Consider the following 22392-nt stretch of genomic DNA (forward strand, 5'->3'; position numbering starts at 1 on the left):
CGCCCACACTTATCGGCTGTTAATTTTTAAAGATCGATCCGCCAACTTCGCCGCACCCGTTTCAACCACCCGGCACCGCTTCGTTCTGCGTCGCTGCATCAGCAGCAGAGAGATGAGATTATGAAGGCTCTTTTTCGTTTCGTCAACAACATTTTTTCGCTTTCGCTTAAAACCCTGTCGACGCTACGGCCGCTGGTTTCCGCTGCGGCCCTCGTTCGCAAACGAGGAGGCGAATAGTAGGCGAACATCAGCCCTGTGACAAGCGTTTGGCGGAATCATTTCTTGCCGACTCACTTGCGGGTTGAGTTCACGACAGCGTCCACAGGAACCGCTGCGGCCATTGCGGCATAACCGGCATCGCTAGGATGAATGTGATCGCCACTGTCGAGAGCGCGTTGCAGGCGGTCCGGTTGCGCCCGGTCTCGCAGCGCCGCGTCGAAATCCACTACGCCGTCGAAAGCGTGGCTGGTTCGAATCCATTGGTTGACGGCCAGCCGGATGCTTTCCCGCTCCGCCGGCAGCGACGCCGGCGTCAACGTTGCGCCGAACACCTTCACGCCGGCGTGTCGCGCGACGGCGATCAGCCGCTGATACCCGGCGATCAGGTCGGCAGCCGTCACCGGGGTGTGCGGGAAGTCGCAGTCTAGACCGTTGCGAGGCGGCATCGCCGCGAAATTGATGTCGTTGATGCCGATCAGCAAAATTGCTGTCTTGACGCCCGGACGCCGCAAAGCGTCGCGGTCGAAGCGGCTCTCAAGAGCGTCGCCATAGCAAGGGGAGTCGCTCAGCAGCCGATTCCCACTGATGCCGAGATTGACGACCGCGATCGAACGATCGCCGGACAGCCGACGAGCCAGCGCGTCAGGCCAGCGACGATTCTGATTCAGGCTGGAGCGCATGCCGTCGGTGATCGAATCGCCAATCGCGGCGACCGCAGCCGATGAAGAGGCCGCCTCCACCGACAACCCCGTCACCCACACATATTGCGTAAACCGACCCCGAAATGCTTCGGCAGAAGCGTCGGCAGCATGATTGCCCGGCGTAGAAACGTAGTTCACCTGGTTCGACACACGGTGCCACGCCGCAATCCGTTGTTCCGGTCCCATGAACGCGCTGATTGCATACGGCGCGCCTTCGGCGATCTCGATAGCGACCGGGTCGCTGTCCAATTCCCCGCCGGCCGGAACACTGACGGCGCTCTTGCCGCCGAACGTCACGCGCGCCGCGCCGTTACCGACAACAGCCGCGCCGCCCGCCGAACGCGCGATGCGCAAGTCCTCGATGACAAGCGGAGTCTTGCCGTACTCATTACTCAGGTGGACTCGCGCGGACTTTCCCGACAACGTCGGATAAACAATCTGGCGAATGGTGCGGCCGGCGACTTCCGGTGCGCGGTACAACGGCGGCAAATCGGCCCGCTGCGGAATGGGTTGCAGCGCCGTCGCCCATGCGGCGACCCAGTGCGCAGGGGCGTCGGCGGCGAAAACAGTCGAGGAAACAGCAAATTGGGCAAGCAGCGCCGCGCCGCATGCGGCAGCCAGGGTGCGAATGGTCATTCGGGAGGTCGGTTCGAGGCCAAACGAGCATTGTGCCCGATCGCGACGGCAATCGCGGGCGGCCACAAACGCACTGCGCCCGTTCCAACTCAAGCTGCCTGCGCTCCGGTCATTTTCAACGCAAGCGCTTCAGCGACTTCGATTCCGTCGATCGCCGCCGAGTAGATCCCGCCGGCATACCCAGCTCCCTCGCCCGCTGGATACAAACCCTCGACGTTCATGCTCTGATAGTCATCCCGGCGACGCACACGAATCGGCGACGACGTTCTCGTTTCGACGCCCGTCAACACCGCGTCATGCATCGCAAAGCCCGCGATCTTCTTGTCCATCTGCGGCAGCGCTTCGCGAATTGCCTCGATCACGTAATCGGGCAGCGCGGTACTGAGATCGGTCGGATGCACGCCGGGTTTATAAGACGGCACCACCGAACCCAGCGACGTGGACGGCCGGCCGGCGATAAAGTCGCCGACCAACTGGCCCGGCGCCATATAGTGGCCGCCGCCAAGCTCGAACGCCCGCTCTTCCCATTTGCGCTGAAAAGCGATGCCGGCGAGAGGACCGCCCGGGTAGTCGTCCGGTGTAATGCCGACCACAATCCCCGCATTGGCATTGCGCTCCGCCCGCGAGTACTGGCTCATCCCGTTGGTGACCACGCGCCCGGGCTCGGAAGTCGCCGCCACCACCGTGCCACCCGGGCACATGCAGAAGCTGTACACCGCGCGTCCGTTGCTGCAGTGATGCACCACCTTATAGTCGGCGGCGCCCAGCTGTTTGTGACCGGCAAATTTGCCGAAACGGCTGCGATCGATCAAACCCTGCGGATGCTCGATCCGGAAGCCGAGCGAAAACGGCTTCGCTTCGATATAGACGCCGCGGTCGTTCAGCATCTGGAAGGTGTCGCGCGCGCTGTGGCCGACCGCCAGCACGACATGATCGCAGCGCAGCGTCTCGCCGGTCGACAGCTTCAACCCGCGCACCTTGCCGCCGTCGATTTCAATATCGTCGACGCGGGTTTCAAAGCGCACCTCGCCGCCCAGTTCGTGGATGGTCGCGCGCATCTTTTCAACCATGCTGACGAGACGGAACGTGCCGATATGGGGCCGGCTCAGATACAGAATGTCCTCCGGCGCGCCGGCCCGGACGAATTCGTCGAGCACCTTGCGGCCGTAGTGCTTCGGGTCCTTGATCTGGCTGTACAGCTTGCCGTCCGAGAACGTGCCCGCGCCGCCCTCGCCGAACTGCACGTTCGACTCAGGATTGAGCACCGACTTGCGCCACAGCCCGAAGGTGTCTTTGGTGCGCTCGCGCACGGCCTTGCCGCGTTCGAGGATGATCGGCCGGAAGCCCATCTGCGCGAGGATCAATCCGGCAAACAGGCCGCACGGCCCCATGCCGATCACGACCGGGCGCAACGCGGTCAATGGCGCCGGCGCTTTGGCGACGAACCGGTAGGTCATGTCCGGCGTCACGCCGCAATGCGGCACGTCGGCGAGCCGCTTGAGGGCGGCGGCTTCATCCGTTACCTCGACATCGACGATGTAAGTGAGCTTGATGTCGGCGCGTTTGCGCGCGTCGTGCGCGCGGCGAAACACGGTGTATCGGATGAGCCCATCTTCAGCCACACCGAGTTCCGCGAGGCGTGCACGGACGGCCGCGTCGAGGTCGCTCTCGGGATGATCGAGCGGGAGTTTGATTTCGCTTAGACGTAACATGAGTACCGGGGATGCGGGAAGGCCGCAAATCGCGACCAATTCGCAATTTTATAGGTTAAGTGTCGGCACGGGGCGGCGGTGCTGACGAAACGCCACCGCAACGGAACCGCGCCGCCCCTATCAGCGTGATCGACCAGCCTCAAAAAATTTATTAACCGACCGGTCGGTTGGTTTATACTGTGCCAACACAAACAACTTCCGCAGAGAGCGTCCTCATGTACACGCAATCCCTGGATATCCCCGGCAATGTCGCTCCGCTCGATGCGGTCGCGAATTCGCCCGAACAGGCGCAATTCGATGCGGTCATGGCCGCCGACGGCAAGATCGAGGCTCAGGACTGGATGCCTGACGCGTACCGCAAGACACTGGTACGGCAAATCTCGCAGCACGCGCATTCGGAAATCGTCGGCATGCTGCCGGAGGGCAACTGGATCACGCGCGCCCCCAGCCTGAAGCGCAAAGCGATTCTGCTCGCCAAAGTGCAGGACGAAGCCGGCCACGGCCTCTATCTATATAGCGCGGCCGAAACGCTCGGCGTGTCGCGCGATCAATTGATCGCCGCACTGCACGCGGGCAAGGCCAAATATTCGAGCATCTTCAATTACCCCACGCCCACGTGGGCTGACGTCGGCGTGATCGGCTGGCTGGTCGACGGCGCGGCGATCATGAACCAGATCCCGCTGTGCCGCTGCACGTACGGCCCGTACGCCCGCGCGATGATCCGCATCTGCAAGGAAGAGTCGTTCCACCAGCGCCAGGGTTTCGACGCGCTGATGTCGATGATGTCCGGCACCGACGCGCAACGTGAATTGGTCCAGCAGGCCGTGAATCGCTGGTGGTGGCCGGTGCTGATGATGTTCGGCCCGAGCGACAAGGACTCGATCCATAGCAATCAGTCGTCGAAATGGGGTATCAAGCGCATCTCCAACGACGACCTGCGCCAGAAATTCGTCGACGCCACCGTCGACCAGGCCAAGGTGCTCGGCGTCACGCTGCCGGACCCGGACCTGAAATGGAACGAGGCGCGCCGCCATCACGACTACGGCGACATCGACTGGGAAGAGTTCTGGCGTGTTGTGAACGGCGACGGCCCATGCAACCGCGAGCGCCTCGCCACCCGCGTCAAAGCTCACAACGACGGCGCCTGGGTGCGCGAAGCCGCCCTCGCCCACGCCGAAAAGCAGCGCCAGCGCGCACAACAGCACGCCGCCTGATAAGCGCGGCGCGTCACGCTAAGAATCAGGAGATAGCAATGAACAAGGAATGGCCGATTTGGGAAGTCTTCGTGCGCAGCAAGCAGGGGCTCGACCATAAACACTGCGGCAGTCTGCACGCCGCCGACGCGCCGATGGCGCTGCGCATGGCGCGCGACGTCTACACGCGCCGCCAGGAAGGAGTCAGCATCTGGGTGGTGCCGTCGTCGGCGATCACGGCGTCCGCGCCGGAAGACAAGGCGGAGCTGTTCGAACCGGCTGGCGACAAGATTTACCGCCATCCGACGTTCTACACGCTCCCCGACGAAGTCAACCACATGTAAGCGGCCATGGACATCACGCCCCAACATCTCCAATACGTGCTGCGCCTCGCGGATAACGCGCTGATCCTCGGTCAGCGCAATACCGAGTGGTCCGGCCACGGCCCGATCCTCGAAGAGGATATCGCGCTGTCGAACATGAGCCTCGATCTGATCGGCCAGGCACGCCTGCTTTACACGCACGCCGCCGCGCTCGAGCAGCAGCTCAACGGCAAGCGCCGCACGGAAGACGACTACGCGTACTTCCGCGCCGAACGCGAATTCGGCAACTACACGCTGGCCGAGTTGCCGCATTACGGCCCGCTGTGCGGCACCGCGCAAGCCGAAAAGGACTACGCGGTCACGATCGTGCGCAATTTTCTGTACTCGGCGTTAATGGCGCATCTCTGGACCGCGTTGACGACCTCCACCGACGAGCAGCTGGCGGCGATCGCGTCGAAGTCGATCAAGGAAACCAGCTATCACGTGCACCACGCAAGCGAGTGGCTGGTCCGTTTCGGCGACGGCACCGAGGAATCGCACCGCCGCGCGCAAGCCGCGCTGGACTACCTCCTGCCGTACACGCGCGAGTTTTTCAGCACGGACGCAGTCGAAGAGACGATCGCCGCGGCCGGCATCGGCCCGCGGACGTCGGATCTCGAAGCGGCATGGCTCGACGACGTGCGCGCCACGCTCGACGAAGCCACGTTGACGCTACCCGAAGCGGTCAAGCACATCACAACCGGCAAGCACGGCGAACATTCCGAGCACATGGGCTTCGTACTGGCCGAAATGCAGAGTCTCGCGCGCCAGCATCCCGGCGCCACCTGGTAATCCGACGATGACGACCTCGACTGCCACACACACGGCCGACGCCGCGCTCGAACGCGCCTGGGCGGTACTTGAAACGGTGCCCGACCCGGAGATCCCGGTGGTGTCGATTCGCGAACTCGGCATTCTGCGCGACGTGCGTCGCGCCGCCGACGGCACGCTCGAAGTCGTGATCACGCCGACCTATTCCGGTTGCCCCGCGATGTCGCAGATTGCCGAGGACGTCGCCCATGCGCTCGACGTGGCGGAACTCAAGCCGTTCCGGGTCGCCACCGTGCTCGCGCCCGCCTGGACCACCGACTGGATGACCGCCGACGCCCGCGAGAAGCTGCGTGCCTACGGCATCGCGCCGCCCACGGGCAACTGCGGTTCGGCCGCGGCGTCGCGGGAAAAAGTGCTGCGCTTCATGCCACGGGCGTTGCCGGCGCCGTCCTGTCCTCGTTGCGGCTCGGCGCATACCGAGCGTCTCGCGCAATTCGGTTCGACCGCCTGCAAGGCCTTGTACCGCTGCCTCGACTGCCGCGAACCCTTCGACTACTTCAAACCATACTGATATGGCCACCCCGCAATTTCATCCGCTGCGTATCCGCGAAGTGCGGCCCGAAACCGCCGACGCGGTCTCGGTCGCCTTCGAAGTCCCGGTCGAGCTGCGCGACCACTATCGCTTCACGCAAGGCCAGTTCGTCACGCTGAAGACGCACATCGACGGTGAAGAAACGCGCCGTTCGTATTCGATCTGCGTCGGCGTCACCGACTACGATCGCGATGGCGAGCTGCGCATCGGCATCAAGCGCGTGCGCGGCGGGCGTTTCTCGAACTTCGCCTTCGACACGCTGCAGCCCGGCCACACGATCGACGTGATGACGCCGGACGGCCGCTTCTTCACCCATCTGAACGCCGATCAGGGCCAGCAGTACCTCGCGTTTTCGGGCGGCTCGGGCATTACGCCGGTGTTGGCGATCATCAAGACGACGCTCGAAGTCGAACCGCGCAGCACCTTCACGCTCATATACGGCAACCGCAGCGTCGATCAGATCATGTTCGCGGAAGAACTCGAAGATCTGAAGAACCGCTTCATGAACCGCTTCGTGCTCTATCACGTGCTGTCCGACGATCTGCAGGACGTGGAGTTGTTCAACGGCGTGCTCGACCAGCAGAAGTGCGCGGCCTTCCTCGAAAATCTGCTGCCGGCCGACGCGATCGACGAAGCCTTCATCTGCGGCCCCGGCCCGATGATGGACGCAGCCGAAGCTGCATTGAAAGCCGCCGGCGTGCCGTCGGAAAAGGTTCACGTGGAGCGCTTCGGTTCGCCGCTGCCGCAGGCGGGCGTGCCGCCGGTCGAGATCACCGAAGACACTCCGGCCGCCGACCTCGAAATCGTGCTCGATGGAAAGCGGCGCAAGCTGCGCCTGCCGTATCAGGGCGTGAGCGTGCTCGACGTCGGCCTGCGTGCCGGCCTCGCGCTACCGTACGCTTGCAAGGGCGGCGTCTGCTGCACCTGTCGCGCGAAGGTGCTGGAAGGCGAAGTGAAGATGGAAAAGAACTACACGCTCGAAGAACACGAAATCCGTGACGGTTTCGTGCTGACTTGCCAATGCCATCCGGTCAGCGATCGTGTGGTGGTGAGCTACGACGAACGCTGAACGAGGCGCGGCGGACGGCCCATGCGGCGTCCGCGACGCTTTCAGCAGGTCGGCGATGCGCTTACACTAGGGGCCGCTCGCGATCGGACGTCTGTTCCGGTCGACGAGCGGCCCCTTTCGTTATTGCCACAGCAAACCACCGCCAATGAGCACGATCCACCTCACCAACGGCGATGTCGCCGCCGAGTCACTGCGCACCGCACTCCACGAAGCCGGCCGCGACGATCGCGTGCACGCGCTGCGGGACGATCTGGCAGTCGGCCCGTTACGCGGCATCGACGACGTGCCGGACGTGCGCGCGGACTTCTGGGATCGCGTCAGCGCGGACACCCGCCGTGATTTCCTGCGGGAATTCCGCGAGCAGGCAGCGGCGCTGGACAACATCGCGCGCGGCGAAGCGAATCTGGTGGTCTGGCACGGCGAAAGCGCGGCGGATCAATTGATGCTGCGCCGCGTGTGCTATCACCTGCGCAACAGCCCGCAGCGCCTGAACGAGGTGCGTCTGTCGATTCGCGACCTCACCGATCCGGGCGCGTGGGCGCACAGCCGCAAAGATCGCGCGACGTCGGTCGGCATGTTCGCGCCGGCTGTGTTGCAAGCCCGTTTGCCTGATGCCGCGCCGATTTCCGTGCTGCGCATCAGCCGGCTCGCGCTCGAATGGCAGGAAGCCAAACACGCGAACGGCGAGACGCGGCGCTGGCGCGACAACACCTTCACGAGCGGCAGCTTCGCCGATCTGGACGCGCTGATTCTCGGGCACATCACCGAAGACTGGCAGCCCGCCGCGCGCGTCGCCGCTGAACTGATGGCAGCCGAACTCTGCTTTCTGGTCAGCGACAGCGTCGTGCTGTGGCGCCTGCGTGAAATGGCCGCGACGCGGCGCATCAAGCTGCGCGGCGATGCCAGCGCATGGCGTACGCTGGAGTTGTGCGCGGCGCTCGCCCCCTGCCCAAACTAATAAAACTGACGACTATGGCCCGCACCCGAGCCCCCGACCACGAAACCCAACGCGAGCAGATTCTCGAACTGGCGGCGGCGAAATTCGCCCAGACCAGCTATCCCAGCACGTCGATGGCCGATCTCGCCGCAGCGAGCGGCACGTCGAAAGCGCGCCTGTACCACTACTACGCGAGCAAGGAAGCGATCCTGTTCGATTTGCTGGATCGCTACACGAAGCGGCTGATGCTGATCATCGCCGAGGTGGAAGGCGCCAGCCAGCGGCGCGGACTCACCGAGCGGGAAACCTTCGCCGAGCTGATCCGGGCGTTTCTGTCCGAGTATGAAACGTCGCACACCCGGCACGTCGCACTGCTCAATGACGTGAAGTATCTGGTCGACACCCAGCGCGAGGTAATCCTGAACCGTCAGCGCGACGTGGTCGCGGCTTTCGCGCGGCAGTTGGCGCGCGCTTATCCGGAACGCGCGACCCGCGAAAACCAGACCGCCCTCACGATGATGGTGTTCGGCATGATCAACTGGACGTTCACCTGGCTCAAGCCGGACGGGCGGATGGGCTACCGTGAATTCGCCGAACAGGTGGTCGGCATGGTGGAGCACGGTTTGAGCACGGTCCCGACAAAATGACGCAAAGCAGCAACATTCAGAACAGATATCCGCCCAGAATGGTGAGCGTGCGGCATCGTGTTACGAACGCTTGTTCAGTTTGTTTTTTCTTTTAAATCAATGATGTAAAAATAGGGCGCGAATTTTTAGGTATCTTCTTCAGTATTTGATACGGGTTTTCCCTAGTGATCGACTCCGCTTTCCGCTAAAATCGGTTTTGCGGTGCACCAAGCCGCTCGACTAAAAGGAGAACCCGACCATGAATATGATGCACCCCCGCGCCGCCGAGCCGATCGTCCCACGCGATCGTTTGTCGCTGCCAGCCGGTCGCGCAGCTGCTCTGGTCCGCGAACTCACCGCTGTCGACCGCGAACGGCTGCTGGCTCACTTCCTCGCGCTCGACGAAGACGACCGCCTCCTGCGCTTCGGCCAGATCGTGCCGAACCACGTCATCGAAAACTACGTCCGCGCGATCGACTTCACCCGCGACACCGTTTTCGGCGTGTTCAACAGCCAACTGGAGCTCACCGGCGTCGGTCACCTGGCCTATCTGCCGGCCGAAGGCGACAAGCGCACTGCCGAATTCGGCGTGTCGGTGCTGGAAAGTGTTCGCGGCCAAGGTATCGGCACGAAGCTCTTCGAGCGCGCCGCCATCCGCAGCCGCAACACGCACGTCACAATGCTTTACATGCACTGCCTGTCGCGCAACTCGACGATGATGCACATCGCGAAGAAGGCCGGCATGAAGATCGAATACGCATATGGCGATGCAGACGCTTATCTGACCCTGCCGCCGGCGGATCAATCGAGCATCATCGCCGAGATGCTGCAGGAGCAGGCGGCCGTGTTCGACTACGCGCTCAAGCGCCAGGCGCGTCAGGCGTCCAAGCTGTTCGAGTCGTTCATGACAACGGCCGCTGCAGCCTGAAACGCCTGGGCTTCGGCGAAATGACAAAGGGCAGCCCTCGCGGCTGCCCTTTTTGTTCGCCCGCCGCTTGCCCGCCTGGGCCTTAGCTTCACGCTCACAAGATCGGCAGCGCCGTCGTCTCCTTGATCTTGTCCAGCGAGAAGCTCGTTCTCACATCGATCACTGATGGATGGTGCAGCAGCTGATCCTGTACGAAGCGCGAAAAGTGCGCCATGTCCTCCACTTGGACCCGCAGCAAATAATCCATCTCGCCGGTCATCGCATAGCACGCGACTACCTCCGGCCACGTCTGAACCGCCGCACGAAACAGATCGGCGTGTGTGACGTCGCCACGCGGACTGGGCGTCGGACCGCCGCCTTTCTCCAGCCGCACATTCACATAGGCAAGCAAGCCGAGCCCGAGCCGTTGCGCGTCGAGCAACGCGACGTAGCCGCGAATCACGCCGCTCTCCTCCAGCCGGCGAATACGCCGCAAACACGGACTCGGCGACAGATTGATACGCTCGGCGATTTCCTGATTCGACAGCCGGCCATTCTCCTGAAGGATCGCCAGAATGCGTCGGTCGATCGCATCGATTTCCATGTTGGCCATCTTCTGCCGTCCGTTCTAAATATTGAGCTAGAAAATAGCGCAAGCGTATCGGTGCACGATTAAGTTCGCAAGTTTTCGTCGCGAGCAGGGCTTTACACTTGCGTCATTCAGTCGCACTTAATCGCTATCCCCGCTCGCGCAACCCGCCGGCGCACATCAGGAGACAGGCAATGCAGGTTCCAACCTGGGAAAACCCGCTCGGCACCGACGGCTTCGAATTCATCGAATACACCGCACCGGATCCGAAAGCACTCGGCAAGTTGTTCGAGCAGATGGGCTTCACCGCCGTCGCGCGGCATCGTCACAAAGACGTGACGCTGTATCGCCAGGGCGAGATCAATTTCATCGTCAACGGGGAACCGGATTCGTTCGCGCAACGCTTCACGCGTCTGCACGGCCCATCGATCTGCGCGATCGCGTTCCGCGTTCAGGACGCGGCCAAGGCCTACAAGCAGGCGTTGGAAAAAGGCGCATGGGGCTTCGACAACAAGACCGGCCCGATGGAGTTGAACATCCCGGCAATCAAAGGTATCGGCGACTCGCTGATCTATTTCGTGGACCGCTGGCGCGGCAAGAACGGCGCGGCGCCGAACAGCATCGGCAACATCGATATTTACGACGTCGATTTCGAACCGATTCCGGGTGCGAACCCGAATCCGGTTGGCCACGGCCTGACCTACATCGACCATTTGACGCACAACGTGCACCGCGGCCGCATGCGGGAATGGGCGGAGTTCTATGAGCGCCTGTTCAACTTCCGCGAAGTGCGTTACTTCGACATCGAAGGCAAGGTGACGGGCGTGAAATCGAAGGCAATGACTTCGCCGTGCGGCAAGATCCGGATTCCGATCAACGAAGAAGGTTCGGACACGGCCGGCCAGATTCAGGAGTATCTGGACGCGTATCACGGCGAAGGCATTCAGCACATCGCGCTCGGCAGCAACGACATCTATCGCACGGTGGACGGGTTGCGCGCCGCGAACATTTCGTTGCTCGATACGATCGACACTTACTATGAACTGGTCGATCGCCGCGTGCCGAATCACGGTGAGCCGCTGGACGAACTGCGCAAGCGCAAGATCCTGATCGACGGCGCGCCGGAAGACCTGCTGCTGCAGATCTTCACCGAAAACCAGATCGGCCCGATCTTCTTCGAGATCATCCAGCGCAAGGGCAACCAGGGCTTCGGCGAGGGCAACTTCAAGGCGCTGTTCGAATCGATCGAACTGGATCAGATTCGCCGTGGTGTGGTGCAGGACAAAGCCTGACGACTGGCAACCAGCATCCGACTCGCGGCCGCGCGGAACCTGCGAAATACCAATAAAAATGAAAGGGGCGAGGATCTCACGATCCCCGCCCCTTTCATTTGCGCCGTTGCCTCAAGTGGAATTCAAACGGACAACGGCCGGTTATCAACCGACGCACCGCCTCAGCGGCGCGTCACGAATTCTGGTTTTCCTCGTCCGCCTTGCTGGAACGCGTGACGCGATCCATTGCAATGCGTGCGGGCGCGACGTGCGCCGTCCGGCTAATCGCGTTCGACAGAGCCCCTGCGCTGCCCGGGTTCGAGCGCACCGGCGCGCTCATGGCGAAAAATGCGGCGGAGACCATCAGGAAGGTCTGGATGTTTCTGGTGTTCATGCGTACTCCTTTTCTAACTGCCCTGTTGTCCTGAAGCTCCGCCGAATGCGGAGCGTTGCGTAGACATTGCTCACAGGTGCCCGGTTAGACAGGGATTTACTCTGCGGTTCCATGATTTTGTAGCTTTTACAGCTTGTTACAGGCGCCCTCGCGACACGACCCAAAATGGACAGAAAGCGCATGGAAAGCGCTTGCGCGCGTCCGCCAAGCCCGCTGCACACGAGCTTTTGGCGCGCTGCGGCGGGTTTCCACCAGTGCTACCATCACTTAAAACACGTCAATATGACGGCCCCGGCCCTCCGCATTCACAAGATGCCACGGCCCAACACAAGTTTTGGTGATCCCAAACTGAGTGGAGGAGTACACATAATGAATGCCCCGCTAGACGCAGGTCAGCGAGCCTCGCTCGAAGCCGCGTTGTCTTCCGTCACGCTCGACGACAAATACACCCTCGAACGCGGCCGCGCGTACATGAGCGGCATCCAGGCGCTGGTGCGTCTGCCGATGCTGCAGCAGGAACGCGACCGGGCCGCCGGACTCAATACTGCCGGCTTCATCTCCGGTTACCGTGGATCGCCACTCGGCGGACTCGACCAATCTCTGTGGAAGGCGAAACAGCATCTCGCCGCGCATCAGGTCGTGTTCCAGCCCGGCGTCAACGAAGACCTCGCCGCGACCTCCGTCTGGGGCTCGCAACAGGTCAATCTGTACCCGAGCGCCAAATACGACGGCGTGTTCTCGATGTGGTACGGCAAGGGCCCCGGCGTCGACCGTTCCGGCGACGTCTTCAAGCACGGCAACTCGGCAGGCTCATCGCGGCACGGTGGCGTTCTCGTGCTCGCCGGCGACGACCATGCGGCCAAATCGTCGACGCTCGCGCATCAGTCCGAGCACATCTTCAAGGCCTGCGGTCTGCCGGTGCTGTTCCCGTCGAACGTGCAGGAATATCTCGACTTCGGTCTGCACGGCTGGGCGATGAGCCGCTACTCCGGCCTGTGGGTGGCGATGAAGTGCGTGACCGATGTGGTCGAATCGTCCGCTTCGGTGGATATCGATCCGCACCGCACGGAGATCATCCTGCCGGACGACTTCGTGATGCCCGAGGGCGGCCTGAACATCCGCTGGCCCGATCCGCCGCTGGTGCAGGAAGCGCGTCTGCTCGACTACAAGTGGTATGCCGCGCTCGCCTACGTGCGCGCGAACAAACTGGATCGCGTCGAAATCGATTCGCCGCATGCGCGCTTCGGCATCATGACCGGCGGCAAGGCCTATCTCGACGTGCGTCAGGCGTTGACCGACCTCGGTCTCGACGACGAAACCTGTTCGCGCATCGGCATCCGGCTCTACAAGGTCGGCTGCGTATGGCCGCTCGAAGCGCAAGGCGCGCATGCCTTCGCGCGCGGTCTCGACGAAATTCTGGTGGTCGAAGAAAAGCGCCAGATTCTCGAATACGCGATCAAGGAAGAACTGTACAACTGGCCTGACGCGCAGCGTCCGCGCGTGTTCGGCAAGTTCGACGAAAAGGACGGCGCGGGCGGCGAATGGTCAGTGCCGATGGGCAACTGGCTGCTGCCGGCGCACTACGAACTCTCGCCGGCGATCATCGCGAAGGCGATTGCGACACGGCTCGACAAGTTCGATCTGCCATCGGACGTGCGCGCTCGCATCGCCGCACGCATCGCGGTGATCGAAGCGAAGGAAAAAGCGCTCGCGCGCCCGCGCGTGGAAGCCGAGCGCAAGCCGTGGTTCTGCTCGGGTTGCCCGCACAACACGTCGACCAATGTGCCGGAAGGTTCGCGCGCGATGGCCGGCATCGGCTGCCATTACATGACGGTCTGGATGGACCGCAGCACCAGCACCTTCAGCCAGATGGGCGGCGAAGGCGTCGCGTGGATCGGCCAGGCGCCGTTCACCAACGACAAGCACGTATTCGCCAACCTCGGCGACGGCACCTACTTCCACTCGGGGCTGCTGGCGATTCGCGCGGCGATCGCGTCGAAGGCGAACATCACTTACAAGCTGCTCTACAACGATGCGGTCGCCATGACGGGCGGCCAGCCGGTCGACGGGGTGCTGACCGTGCCGCAGATCACGCATCAGCTCGCCGCCGAAGGCGCGAGCAAAATCGTGATCGTCACTGACGAGCCGGAGAAGTACCCAGGGAACGTCGGGCTCGCGCCGGGGATCGACATCCACCATCGCGACAAACTCGACGAAGTGCAGCGCCAGTTGCGCGAAATTGTCGGCACCACGATCCTGATCTACGACCAGACTTGCGCGACCGAGAAGCGCCGTCGCAGGAAACGCGGCACCTATCCGGATCCGGCGCGGCGCGTCGTGATCAACGAGGCCGTGTGCGAAGGCTGCGGTGATTGTTCGGTGAAGTCGAATTGCCTGTCGGTCGAGCCGCTCGACACCGAGTACGGCACGAAGCGTCAGATCAACCAATCGACCTGCAACAAGGATTTTTCGTGCGTGAACGGGTTCTGCCCGAGCTTCGTCTCCGTTGAAGGCGGTCAGTTGCGCAAGCCGAAGGCAGCCGCGGCCGCGGGCGGCGACGCGATGCCGCCGGTGCCGGAACCGGAGTTGCCGGCGATCGACCGTCCTTATGGCGTGCTGGTCACGGGCGTCGGCGGCACGGGCGTCGTGACGATCGGCGCGCTGCTCGGCATGGCCGCGCATCTGGAGAACAAGGGCGTCACCGTGCTCGACGTCACCGGCCTCGCGCAGAAAGGCGGCGCCGTGATGAGCCACGTGCAGATCGCGACACATCCGGCCGACATTCACGCGACCCGTATCGCGATGGGCGAAGCGAGCCTCGTGATCGGCTGCGATGCGATCGTCACCGCCAGCGACGAATGCGTGTCGCGGATGCAGGCGGGCCGCACGCGCGTCGTGCTGAACAGCGCGCACACGCCGACCGCTGAACTGATCAAGAATCCCAACTGGCGCTTCCCCGGCAGCAGCACGGAAGCCGACGTGCGCGCCGGCGCGGGCGACGAGGGTGTCGATACGGTCGACGCGAATCACTTCGCGGTCGCGCTGCTCGGCGATGCGATCTATACGAATCCGTTCGTGCTCGGTTACGCATGGCAACGCGGCTGGGTGCCGCTGACGTATCGGTCGCTGATGCGCGCAATCGAGTTGAACAACGTGCAGATCGAGAAGAACCGGGCGGCATTCGAATGGGGCCGCCGCGCCGCCCACGATCTTGCCGCGGTGCGCAAGCTCGCGCAATCGCAAGGACGCGGTGCCGCGGCCGAAACGGCGAGCAGCAAGATCATCGCGCTGCACACGCCGAAGGCGCTCGACACGGTGATCAACAAACGCGCCGACTACCTCGCGGCATGGCAAAACCGTGCGTACGCCGATCGTTATCGCGCACTGGTGTCGGAAGTGCGGGTGGCGGAAGCGGCGCTCGATTCGGTCGACGGCCAGTTGCCGCTGACCGAAGCGGTCGCGAAGAATCTGCACAAGCTGATGGCGTACAAGGACGAGTACGAAGTCGCCCGGCTGTACAGCGACCCGGCGTTCATCGAAAAACTGAAGGCGAATTTCGAAGGCGACTGGAAGCTGCATATTCACCTTGCGCCGCCGACGTTCTCGAAAAAGGACGCTCAAGGTCATCTGGTGAAAAAGAAGTACGGTCCCTGGGTCTTCAGCGCGATGCACGTGCTGGCCAAACTCAAGTTCCTGCGCGGCACCGCGTTCGACGTCTTCGGCAAGACGGACGAGCGTCGTACCGAACGCGCGCTGATCGTCGAATACGAGGCACTGGTGCGCGAACTGATCGGCGGGCTGAATGCGCAGAAGCGTGAACTCGCGATAGAACTGGCGAATCTGCCGGACGGCATCCGCGGTTATGGCCACGTGAAGGAAAACAACCTGAAGGGCGTGCGGATCAAGTGGAACGAGTTGCTGACTCGCTGGCGTTCGGCGGAGGCTGGCAGCACGCAACACGCGGCCTAAGCGTGATGCAATTGGCTTGACCGGAGCATCGGTCTAAGGCTGTCTGAAATGGAAAGGCGGCTGTCCTCACGGACAGCCGCCTTTTTCCTGCGATAGAAAAACGCCACGGAATCAACTTCCGTGGCGCTCTCACCGGTTCATCGCAAACGCCTCGATGCAGCGCCGCTTCAACCCTCAAGCCATCCGCATGACTTCGCGTTCACGCCTTGCGTGCGTTCGCCGAAGCCACCGCCGTCATGTTGATGATCCGGCGCACGGTCGCAGCCGGCGTCAGGACGTGCACCGGCTTTGCCGCGCCCAGCAGGATCGGACCGACCGTCACGCCTTCGCCGCCGATCATCTTCAGCAGGTTGTACGTGATGTTCGCCGCTTCGACGTTCGGCATGATCAGCAGGTTCGCTTCGCCGGTCAGCGTCGTGCCCGGGAACGCAGCCTTGCGGACCGCTTCCGACAATGCCGCATCGCCGTGCATCTCACCATCGATTTCAAGCGTCGGCGCGCGTTCCGTAATCAGCTTGCGAGCCGCGGCCATCCGTTGCGACGACGATGACGGCGCGCTGCCGAAGTTCGAGTTCGACAGCAAGGCCACCTTCGGCGTGATACCGAACTTCTCGATTTCGCCCGCAGCCAGCATCGTCATGTCGGCGAGCTGTTCGGCGGTCGGCGTTTCGTTCACGTACGTGTCGCAGATGAACAGATTGCGGCCCGGCAGCATCAGCAGATTCATCGCGGCGAAGTTCTGCACGTCGTCCGCCTTGCCCAGCACCTGATCGATGAAATTCAGATGGGTGTGGTACTGGCCGATCATCCCGCAGATCATGCCGTCTGCTTCGCCGAGACGCACGAGGATCGCGCCGATCAGCGTGTTGAACTTGCGCATCGCGGCCTTCGCGACGTCCGGCGTGACGCCTTCGCGCGCGCCGAGTTCGTGGTACGCCTGCCAGCATTTCTGGTAGCGCGGATCGTCTTCCGGATCGACGATCTCGACGTCTTCGCCGCACTTGAGCTTCGAGCCCATCTTCTTCAGACGCATCTCGATCACCGACGGACGGCCGACCAGAATCGGCCTGGCGATCTTTTCCAGCAGCACGAATTGCGCGGCGCGCAGCACGCGCTCGTCTTCACCTTCGGCGAACACGATGCGCGCCGGCTCGGACTTCGCCGCGGCGAACACCGGACGCATCACCATGCCGGTGCGATACACCGTCGCGCCAAGTTCTTCGCGGTACGCGTCCATGTCCTTGATCGGACGGGTCGCGACGCCCGAATCCATCGCCGCTTGCGCGACGGCCGGCGCGATCTTGATGATCAGGCGCGGATCGAACGGCTTCGGAATCAGGTACTCCGGACCGAATTCCAGCGAGTGGCCTTCGTAAGCCTTCGCGACTTCATCGCCCTGATCGGTTTCTTCGGCCAGTTCGGCGATCGCGCGCACGCATGCGAGCTTCATTTCTTCCGTGATCGTGGTTGCGCCGACATCCAGCGCGCCGCGGAAGATGAACGGGAAGCACAGCACGTTGTTGACCTGGTTCGGGTAGTCCGAACGGCCCGTCGCGATGATGCAGTCGGGGCGAACTTTCTTCGCTTCTTCCGGGCGGATTTCCGGCTCCGGATTCGCCAGCGCGAGAATCAGCGGCCGGGTGCCCATTTCGACGACCATTTCCGGCTTCAGCACGCCCGCGCTCGAGCAGCCGAGGAACACGTCGGCGCCGCGGATCGCGTCGGCCAGCGTGCGCGCTTCGGTGTTCGCCGCGTAACGTTCCTTCGACGGATCGAGGTTGCCGCGGCCTTCGTAGATCACGCCCTTGGAATCGGTAACGAGAATGTGCTCCTTCGACAGACCCAGGTTCACCAGCAGATCCAGACACGCGATCGCCGCCGCGCCCGCGCCCGAACACACCAGCTTCACTTCGTCGAGCTTCTTGCCGACCACTTTCAGGCCGTTCAGGATCGCCGCCGAAGCGATGATCGCGGTGCCGTGCTGATCGTCGTGGAAGACTGGAATCTTCATGCGCTCGCGCAGCTTCTTCTCGATGTAGAAGCACTCGGGCGCCTTGATGTCTTCGAGGTTGATGCCGCCCAGCGTGGGCTCGAGCATCGCGATCGCTTCAACCAGCTTGTCCGGATCGGACTCGGAGAGCTCGATGTCGAACACGTCGATGCCGGCAAACTTCTTGAACAGACAACCCTTGCCTTCCATCACCGGCTTCGCGGCGAGCGGGCCGATGTTGCCGAGGCCGAGCACAGCCGTGCCGTTCGTGATCACGCCGACGAGGTTGCCGCGCGACGTGTACTTCTGCGCGTCCAGCGGTTCGTCGAAGATCGCCATACACGCCGCGGCGACACCCGGCGAATACGCGAGCGACAGATCGAGCTGATTCGATAGCGGCTTGGTGGGCGTGACCGAAATCTTGCCGGGTTTCGGATTCTGGTGGTATGCGAGAGCGCTTTGCTTAAGTTGTTCGTCCATTTTTTAGCCTGCGAGACGTAAGAAATTGGGCCCGGCACACCGCATAGCTGGCGTCGCCTGCAACTGTCGAATGAAACACCGACCGAGGCGGTTTGCGCATGCACCGGGTAGGCGCGGCGTTGAGCCGCGACGACGAACAGGACATGCGGAGTGCTTCGCGGGTCGGTTAGTGTACACCCCGCATGCGTCGATGCACTGAGTGGTTAACACGACTCACCATCGGCGAAACAGGGGTCGGCGGCGATCGCCGGCAGCATGAAACCGAGGATCAGTAGATCGAAGCCGTCCATCGCGTAACCGAGCACCGACGCGAGCAATGCGCGGCCCGCGTAGCCATTTTGATCGGATGTGCGGGTGTCGGTGGCGGAGGAGGCGGCGGCGGCGGTCATTGAAAGCATTCCGTAGGTCAAATGGGCCGCCACGCGAGGCGGCGCCCGAGAAATTCGCGTGAGTGTAAAGGCGCCCCAGGCGGCTCACAAGCCAGCCAAAAGTACTGCGGGACGGAAACGGGAGCCCGCTTCCAGCACGGCCCGCAAAGCCTGCCCGGCGCGGCCGCGATGACGCTCATTCACGATGGCCGCGCACGACAGCCTCCTCGGAAGGGTCGGTTTCGGGTAAAATGTCGGCCTACGCGCGCAGCAACAGCCGGCCTGCACTCCACTGACCGGCAGCGTATTCCGCCCAGCATGGCGCGGCATACCCCGCTTGTTGCGCCACCGGGCTCCGCGCCCGCTTCTCCCCGCTCATACTCAAGGATCCGCCCATGACAGGCTTCGATCGCCAGACGATCTCCGACACGACCGCCAAGATGCTGCTGGAAGTTCAGGCAGTGCACTTCAACGCGGAGAAACCATACATTTTCACGTCCGGCTGGGCGAGCCCGGTTTATATCGACTGCCGCAAGCTGATCTCGTACCCGCGCGTGCGCCGCGGCCTGATGGAAATGGCTGAAGCCACCATCCTGCGCGATGTCGGCTATGAGCAGATCGACGCCGTCGCCGGTGGCGAAACCGCTGGCATCCCGTTCGCGGCATGGCTGTCCGACCGCCTGATGGTGCCGATGCAGTACGTGCGCAAGAAGCCGAAGGGTTTCGGCCGTAATGCGCAGATCGAAGGCTTGCTGACCGAAGGTCAACGTGTGCTGCTGGTCGAAGACCTGACCACCGACAGCCGCAGCAAGATCAACTTCATCAACGCGCTGCGCACCGCCGGCGCCACGGTGAACCACTGCTTCGTGCTGTTCCACTACAACATCTTCAAGGAAAGCGTGTCGGTGCTGAAAGACATCGACGTCGATCTGCACGCACTGGCCACGTGGTGGGACGTGTTGCGCGTCGCCAAGGAGAACAAGTACTTCGACACCAGGACGCTCGACGAAGTGGAAAAATTCCTGCACGCACCGGCTGAATGGTCGGCAGCCCACGGCGGCGCAACCTCGACGCCGCAGTAAGCGCAGCCGCTTTTAGCGGATTGAATTAGAAAAGCCGCCTGTCTTCACGACAGGCGGCTTTTTTTTTGCCCTACAACACGCGTGCGGCGTTAAGTCACGTCGCCCGTATTGTCCCGCGCATGCGACGACAGATTCAGCAAGCCGTTGCTCTGCGCATATTGGAACAATTCGGAATCGCGATCGATACCGAGCTTGCGCATGGCCGTGTTTTTCTGCGTGCTGATTGTCTTGATGCTGCGGTTGAGTTGCTCCGAGATTTCCTTGATCGTCATGCCCGACACGAACAGACGCACCACTTCCAGTTCGCGCCTGGACAACATCACTTCGTCGCTCTTGCCGCCGGAATTCATGCGCAACGCATCGAGCGACGCCTTCACCGACGGGCTCATGTATTCCAGATTGCGGCTGACGTACTGCACCGCGAGCCCAATGTGGCTCAGATCGTCCGATTTATTGACGACCGACGTCACGCCTAGCTCACTTAGCCGCTTGAGCAACGCGGCATTCTCCAGCATGGTGAGCACGACAATCGGAAGGTTCGGGAAATTGCGGCGCAAATAGCCGATCAGTTGCAAGCCGTCGCCGTATTGGCCGCCCGGCATCGCCAGATCCGTGACCAGCACGTCGCAGGCTGCGGTTTGCAGCATCTTGACCAGTTCAGTTGACTGCCGCGCGCACCCGACGACCTGGAGGCCGGGAAACTTGAGCAGCGCGTGTTCCGCGCCGAACAGAATAACCGGATGGTCGTCGGCGACCACGACCCTGAGTGGATCTTGCATCGCCCTCCTCTCGCCTGATAAACCACTCTCGACAACTTCTACCATGTCTTTCTATGCAGGGTACTCAAACGAATGTGAACGCGGGCCGCGGTCGCGCGGACAATTCCTCCGACTATAGCCGATTTCCCATCCGCAAATCCCGGTAGATGGCAACAATGATGTATCGCAGAGCTAATGTTAGACTTGATTCGACCTTGGGGCACGTTGAAGGACAAGAACCATCGCGAGGACAACCGCCTCGCGCCCTGACAGGAGAACCGGCACATGCGCTTGCGTTGCCTGGTTGTTTCGCTTGCTTCGCCGTTGCGCCGTACGCCGTTATTTATCTGCGCGATGCTGGGCCTTGGGCTGGCACTATCCGCGGCGCATAGTCCTGGCGCGCTTGCCGAGGGCACGTTTGCGCTGACGAGCGCCAGTTTCCGTGCGGGCGGCACGGTGGAAGCCGCGCAAGTTTTCAATCAGGACGATTGCAAAGGTGGCAACCGCTCGCCGCAATTGACGTGGCGCGACGCGCCGCGGGGCACGCGCAGCTTTGCGATCACCATGTTCGATCAGGATGCGCCCGGCCGCGGCTGGTGGCATTGGGCGGTCGCAGGCATTCCGGCGAAAGTCGACAGCTTGCCGGAGAACGCGAGTTCCTCTGGTTTCCTCACGAAAGTCGGTGCGGTCGAAGCACGGAACGACTTCGATATCGACGGCTACGGCGGCCCCTGTCCGCCCCCGGGCAAACCCCATCGCTACATCATCACCGTCTATGCGCTGAGCACCGCCGAACTGCGCCTCGCGCAAGGGCGCCCTGCGCTGATGTTCGATCACGAGATCGGCACCGCGTCGCTCGGCAGCGCGCGGATGGTGGTCAATTACGGGCGGTAGCTTTGTCCTCCGAGTCCAGCCTGATTGAAACGCATCGGCGCCACGGCCTCGCTTGGCGTACGGTTTGCATCGCGTAACCGCCCGCCGCCCGCGCGGAATTTCTGTCGTCCGCGCATGCCAAGGTGCGGCAGAGCGGTGTGCGCAATGCCTGTCCGTGCCGCGCTACCGCACATGCGCATCATTGCCATGCCTGAACCCATCCAGTCTCACTTCTGCCGGAGAGTGCCATGTCGAAGATCGTCCTCGTTTATCACAGCGGCTACGGCCACACGAAGAAAGTCGCCGAAGCCGTGCTCGCGGGCACCGTAGAAGCCGGCGCGCAGGCGCAGCTGTTGCCGGTCGGCGAGATCGACGACGCGGGCTGGGCCGAGCTGGCCGCGGCCGACGCCATCATCTTCGGCGCGCCAACGTACATGGGCGGCCCGTCGGCCGACTTCAAGAAGTTCGCCGACGCGAGTTCGAAACCGTGGTTCGGCCAGACATGGAAAGACAAGATCGCGGCCGGCTTCACCAACTCGGCGACCATGAACGGCGACAAGTTCTCGACGATCCAGTACTTCGTCACGCTGGCTATGCAGCACAGCATGATCTGGGCGGGCACCGGCATGATGCCGTCGAATACCAAAGCGGCGACCCGCAACGATCTGAACTACGTAGGCGGCTTTACCGGATTGCTCACGCAGTCCCCGGCCGACGCATCGCCTGAAGAAGCGCCGCCCACCGGCGATCTGGAAACGGCGCGGATGTTCGGCGCCCGCGTCGCCGGCGTCACGGCGCGGTGGATCGCAGCGTGCGGCTAACACGTGGCGAGCGCGACGTGGCAAGCGCGCCGGTCTGTCGCGAACCGGGCGGCATCAGCGTGCATCTACCGC

19 protein-coding genes and 1 pseudogene are annotated in these 22392 nt (G+C 62.7%); 13 read left to right on the plus strand and 7 right to left on the minus strand.

The annotated features are described in order from the left end of the window. Positions 1-290: 290 nt before the first annotated feature. Entirely contained in the window at positions 291-1556 is a 1266-nt protein-coding gene (locus tag HV744_RS28870) for an SGNH/GDSL hydrolase family protein (RefSeq protein ID WP_175152774.1), read from the minus strand. Positions 1557-1645: 89 nt separating this feature from the next. After that, positions 1646-3268 (minus strand): NAD(P)/FAD-dependent oxidoreductase, encoded by a 1623-nt coding sequence (locus HV744_RS28875; RefSeq protein ID WP_175152775.1) that lies wholly within the window; start codon positions 3266-3268, stop codon positions 1646-1648. A gap of 215 nt (positions 3269-3483) precedes the next feature. Here HV744_RS28875 and paaA point away from each other — a divergent pair, with 215 nt between their 5' ends. The 8 genes from paaA to HV744_RS28915 all read left to right on the plus strand — a co-directional run bounded on the left by paaA (position 3484) and on the right by HV744_RS28915 (position 9746). Continuing rightward, the gene (gene paaA, locus HV744_RS28880; RefSeq protein WP_175152776.1) at positions 3484-4482 is read left to right on the plus strand and encodes a 1,2-phenylacetyl-CoA epoxidase subunit PaaA; all 999 of its coding nucleotides are present in this window, start codon (positions 3484-3486) and stop codon (positions 4480-4482) included. A 38-nt stretch (positions 4483-4520) separates the two neighbouring features. Beyond that, entirely contained in the window at positions 4521-4805 is a 285-nt protein-coding gene (gene paaB, locus HV744_RS28885) for a 1,2-phenylacetyl-CoA epoxidase subunit PaaB (RefSeq protein ID WP_007179854.1), read from the plus strand. Positions 4806-4811: 6 nt separating this feature from the next. Further along, positions 4812-5615, plus strand: a complete 804-nt coding sequence (gene paaC, locus HV744_RS28890; RefSeq protein WP_175152777.1) for a 1,2-phenylacetyl-CoA epoxidase subunit PaaC — start codon at positions 4812-4814, stop codon at positions 5613-5615. Positions 5616-5622: 7 nt separating this feature from the next. After that, positions 5623-6165 (plus strand): 1,2-phenylacetyl-CoA epoxidase subunit PaaD, encoded by a 543-nt coding sequence (gene paaD, locus HV744_RS28895; RefSeq protein ID WP_175152778.1) that lies wholly within the window; start codon positions 5623-5625, stop codon positions 6163-6165. A gap of 1 nt (position 6166) precedes the next feature. Then, the gene (gene paaE / locus HV744_RS28900; RefSeq protein WP_175152779.1) at positions 6167-7255 is read left to right on the plus strand and encodes a 1,2-phenylacetyl-CoA epoxidase subunit PaaE; all 1089 of its coding nucleotides are present in this window, start codon (positions 6167-6169) and stop codon (positions 7253-7255) included. Between the two features lie 145 nt (positions 7256-7400). Next, positions 7401-8213 carry a DUF1835 domain-containing protein gene (locus tag HV744_RS28905; protein ID WP_175152780.1) on the plus strand — a complete coding sequence of 271 codons (813 nt, stop codon included), beginning with the start codon at positions 7401-7403 and terminating at the stop codon, positions 8211-8213. A 14-nt stretch (positions 8214-8227) separates the two neighbouring features. Further along, complete coding sequence (locus HV744_RS28910) at positions 8228-8839, plus strand: TetR/AcrR family transcriptional regulator (RefSeq protein WP_175152781.1); 612 nt, start codon at positions 8228-8230, stop codon at positions 8837-8839. 238 nt (positions 8840-9077) lie between these two features. Further along, positions 9078-9746 carry a GNAT family N-acetyltransferase gene (locus HV744_RS28915; RefSeq protein WP_175152782.1) on the plus strand — a complete coding sequence of 223 codons (669 nt, stop codon included), beginning with the start codon at positions 9078-9080 and terminating at the stop codon, positions 9744-9746. A 94-nt stretch (positions 9747-9840) separates the two neighbouring features. Here HV744_RS28915 and HV744_RS28920 read toward each other — a convergent pair whose 3' ends face one another. Further along, the gene (locus HV744_RS28920; protein ID WP_175152783.1) at positions 9841-10338 is read right to left on the minus strand and encodes an Lrp/AsnC family transcriptional regulator; all 498 of its coding nucleotides are present in this window, start codon (positions 10336-10338) and stop codon (positions 9841-9843) included. A 170-nt stretch (positions 10339-10508) separates the two neighbouring features. On the opposite strand from HV744_RS28920, the gene hppD reads away from it, so the two are divergent. After that, positions 10509-11606, plus strand: coding sequence for a 4-hydroxyphenylpyruvate dioxygenase (gene hppD, locus HV744_RS28925; RefSeq protein WP_175152784.1), 1098 nt, complete (start codon positions 10509-10511; stop codon positions 11604-11606). A 172-nt stretch (positions 11607-11778) separates the two neighbouring features. Here the strand turns inward: hppD and HV744_RS28930 are convergent, their stop codons facing one another. Continuing rightward, entirely contained in the window at positions 11779-11979 is a 201-nt protein-coding gene (locus HV744_RS28930) for a hypothetical protein (RefSeq protein ID WP_175152785.1), read from the minus strand. A 369-nt stretch (positions 11980-12348) separates the two neighbouring features. Between HV744_RS28930 and HV744_RS28935 the strand changes: the two genes are divergently transcribed. Continuing rightward, entirely contained in the window at positions 12349-15948 is a 3600-nt protein-coding gene (locus HV744_RS28935; RefSeq protein ID WP_175152786.1) for an indolepyruvate ferredoxin oxidoreductase family protein, read from the plus strand. A gap of 199 nt (positions 15949-16147) precedes the next feature. Here the strand turns inward: HV744_RS28935 and HV744_RS28940 are convergent, their stop codons facing one another. Together HV744_RS28940 and HV744_RS28945 are read right to left on the minus strand one after the other, a co-directional pair. Continuing rightward, positions 16148-18418: an NADP-dependent malic enzyme gene (locus HV744_RS28940; RefSeq protein WP_175152787.1), complete on the minus strand. Its 2271-nt coding sequence runs from the start codon at positions 18416-18418 to the stop codon at positions 16148-16150. Between the two features lie 233 nt (positions 18419-18651). Next, positions 18652-18807, minus strand: a pseudogene (locus tag HV744_RS28945) (MFS transporter); the annotation flags it as partial. Between the two features lie 374 nt (positions 18808-19181). Here HV744_RS28945 and HV744_RS28950 point away from each other — a divergent pair. Then, positions 19182-19868 carry an orotate phosphoribosyltransferase gene (locus tag HV744_RS28950; protein WP_075303305.1) on the plus strand — a complete coding sequence of 229 codons (687 nt, stop codon included), beginning with the start codon at positions 19182-19184 and terminating at the stop codon, positions 19866-19868. An 89-nt stretch (positions 19869-19957) separates the two neighbouring features. On the opposite strand, the gene HV744_RS28955 is transcribed toward HV744_RS28950, so the two are convergent. Next, a complete protein-coding gene (locus HV744_RS28955) occupies positions 19958-20647 on the minus strand; it encodes a response regulator (RefSeq protein WP_175152788.1) in 690 nt (229 codons plus the stop codon). A gap of 264 nt (positions 20648-20911) precedes the next feature. Between HV744_RS28955 and HV744_RS28960 the strand changes: the two genes are divergently transcribed. Together HV744_RS28960 and HV744_RS28965 are read left to right on the plus strand one after the other, a co-directional pair. Next, on the plus strand, positions 20912-21520 hold the full coding sequence (locus HV744_RS28960) for a YbhB/YbcL family Raf kinase inhibitor-like protein (RefSeq protein ID WP_175152789.1): 609 nt from the start codon (positions 20912-20914) through the stop codon (positions 21518-21520). Positions 21521-21747: 227 nt separating this feature from the next. After that, positions 21748-22320 carry a flavodoxin family protein gene (locus HV744_RS28965; protein ID WP_175152790.1) on the plus strand — a complete coding sequence of 191 codons (573 nt, stop codon included), beginning with the start codon at positions 21748-21750 and terminating at the stop codon, positions 22318-22320. Positions 22321-22392 lie beyond the last annotated feature (72 nt).

This window comes from Paraburkholderia ultramafica (genome assembly GCF_902859915.1).
Taxonomy (GTDB): Bacteria; Pseudomonadota; Gammaproteobacteria; order Burkholderiales; family Burkholderiaceae; genus Paraburkholderia; species Paraburkholderia ultramafica.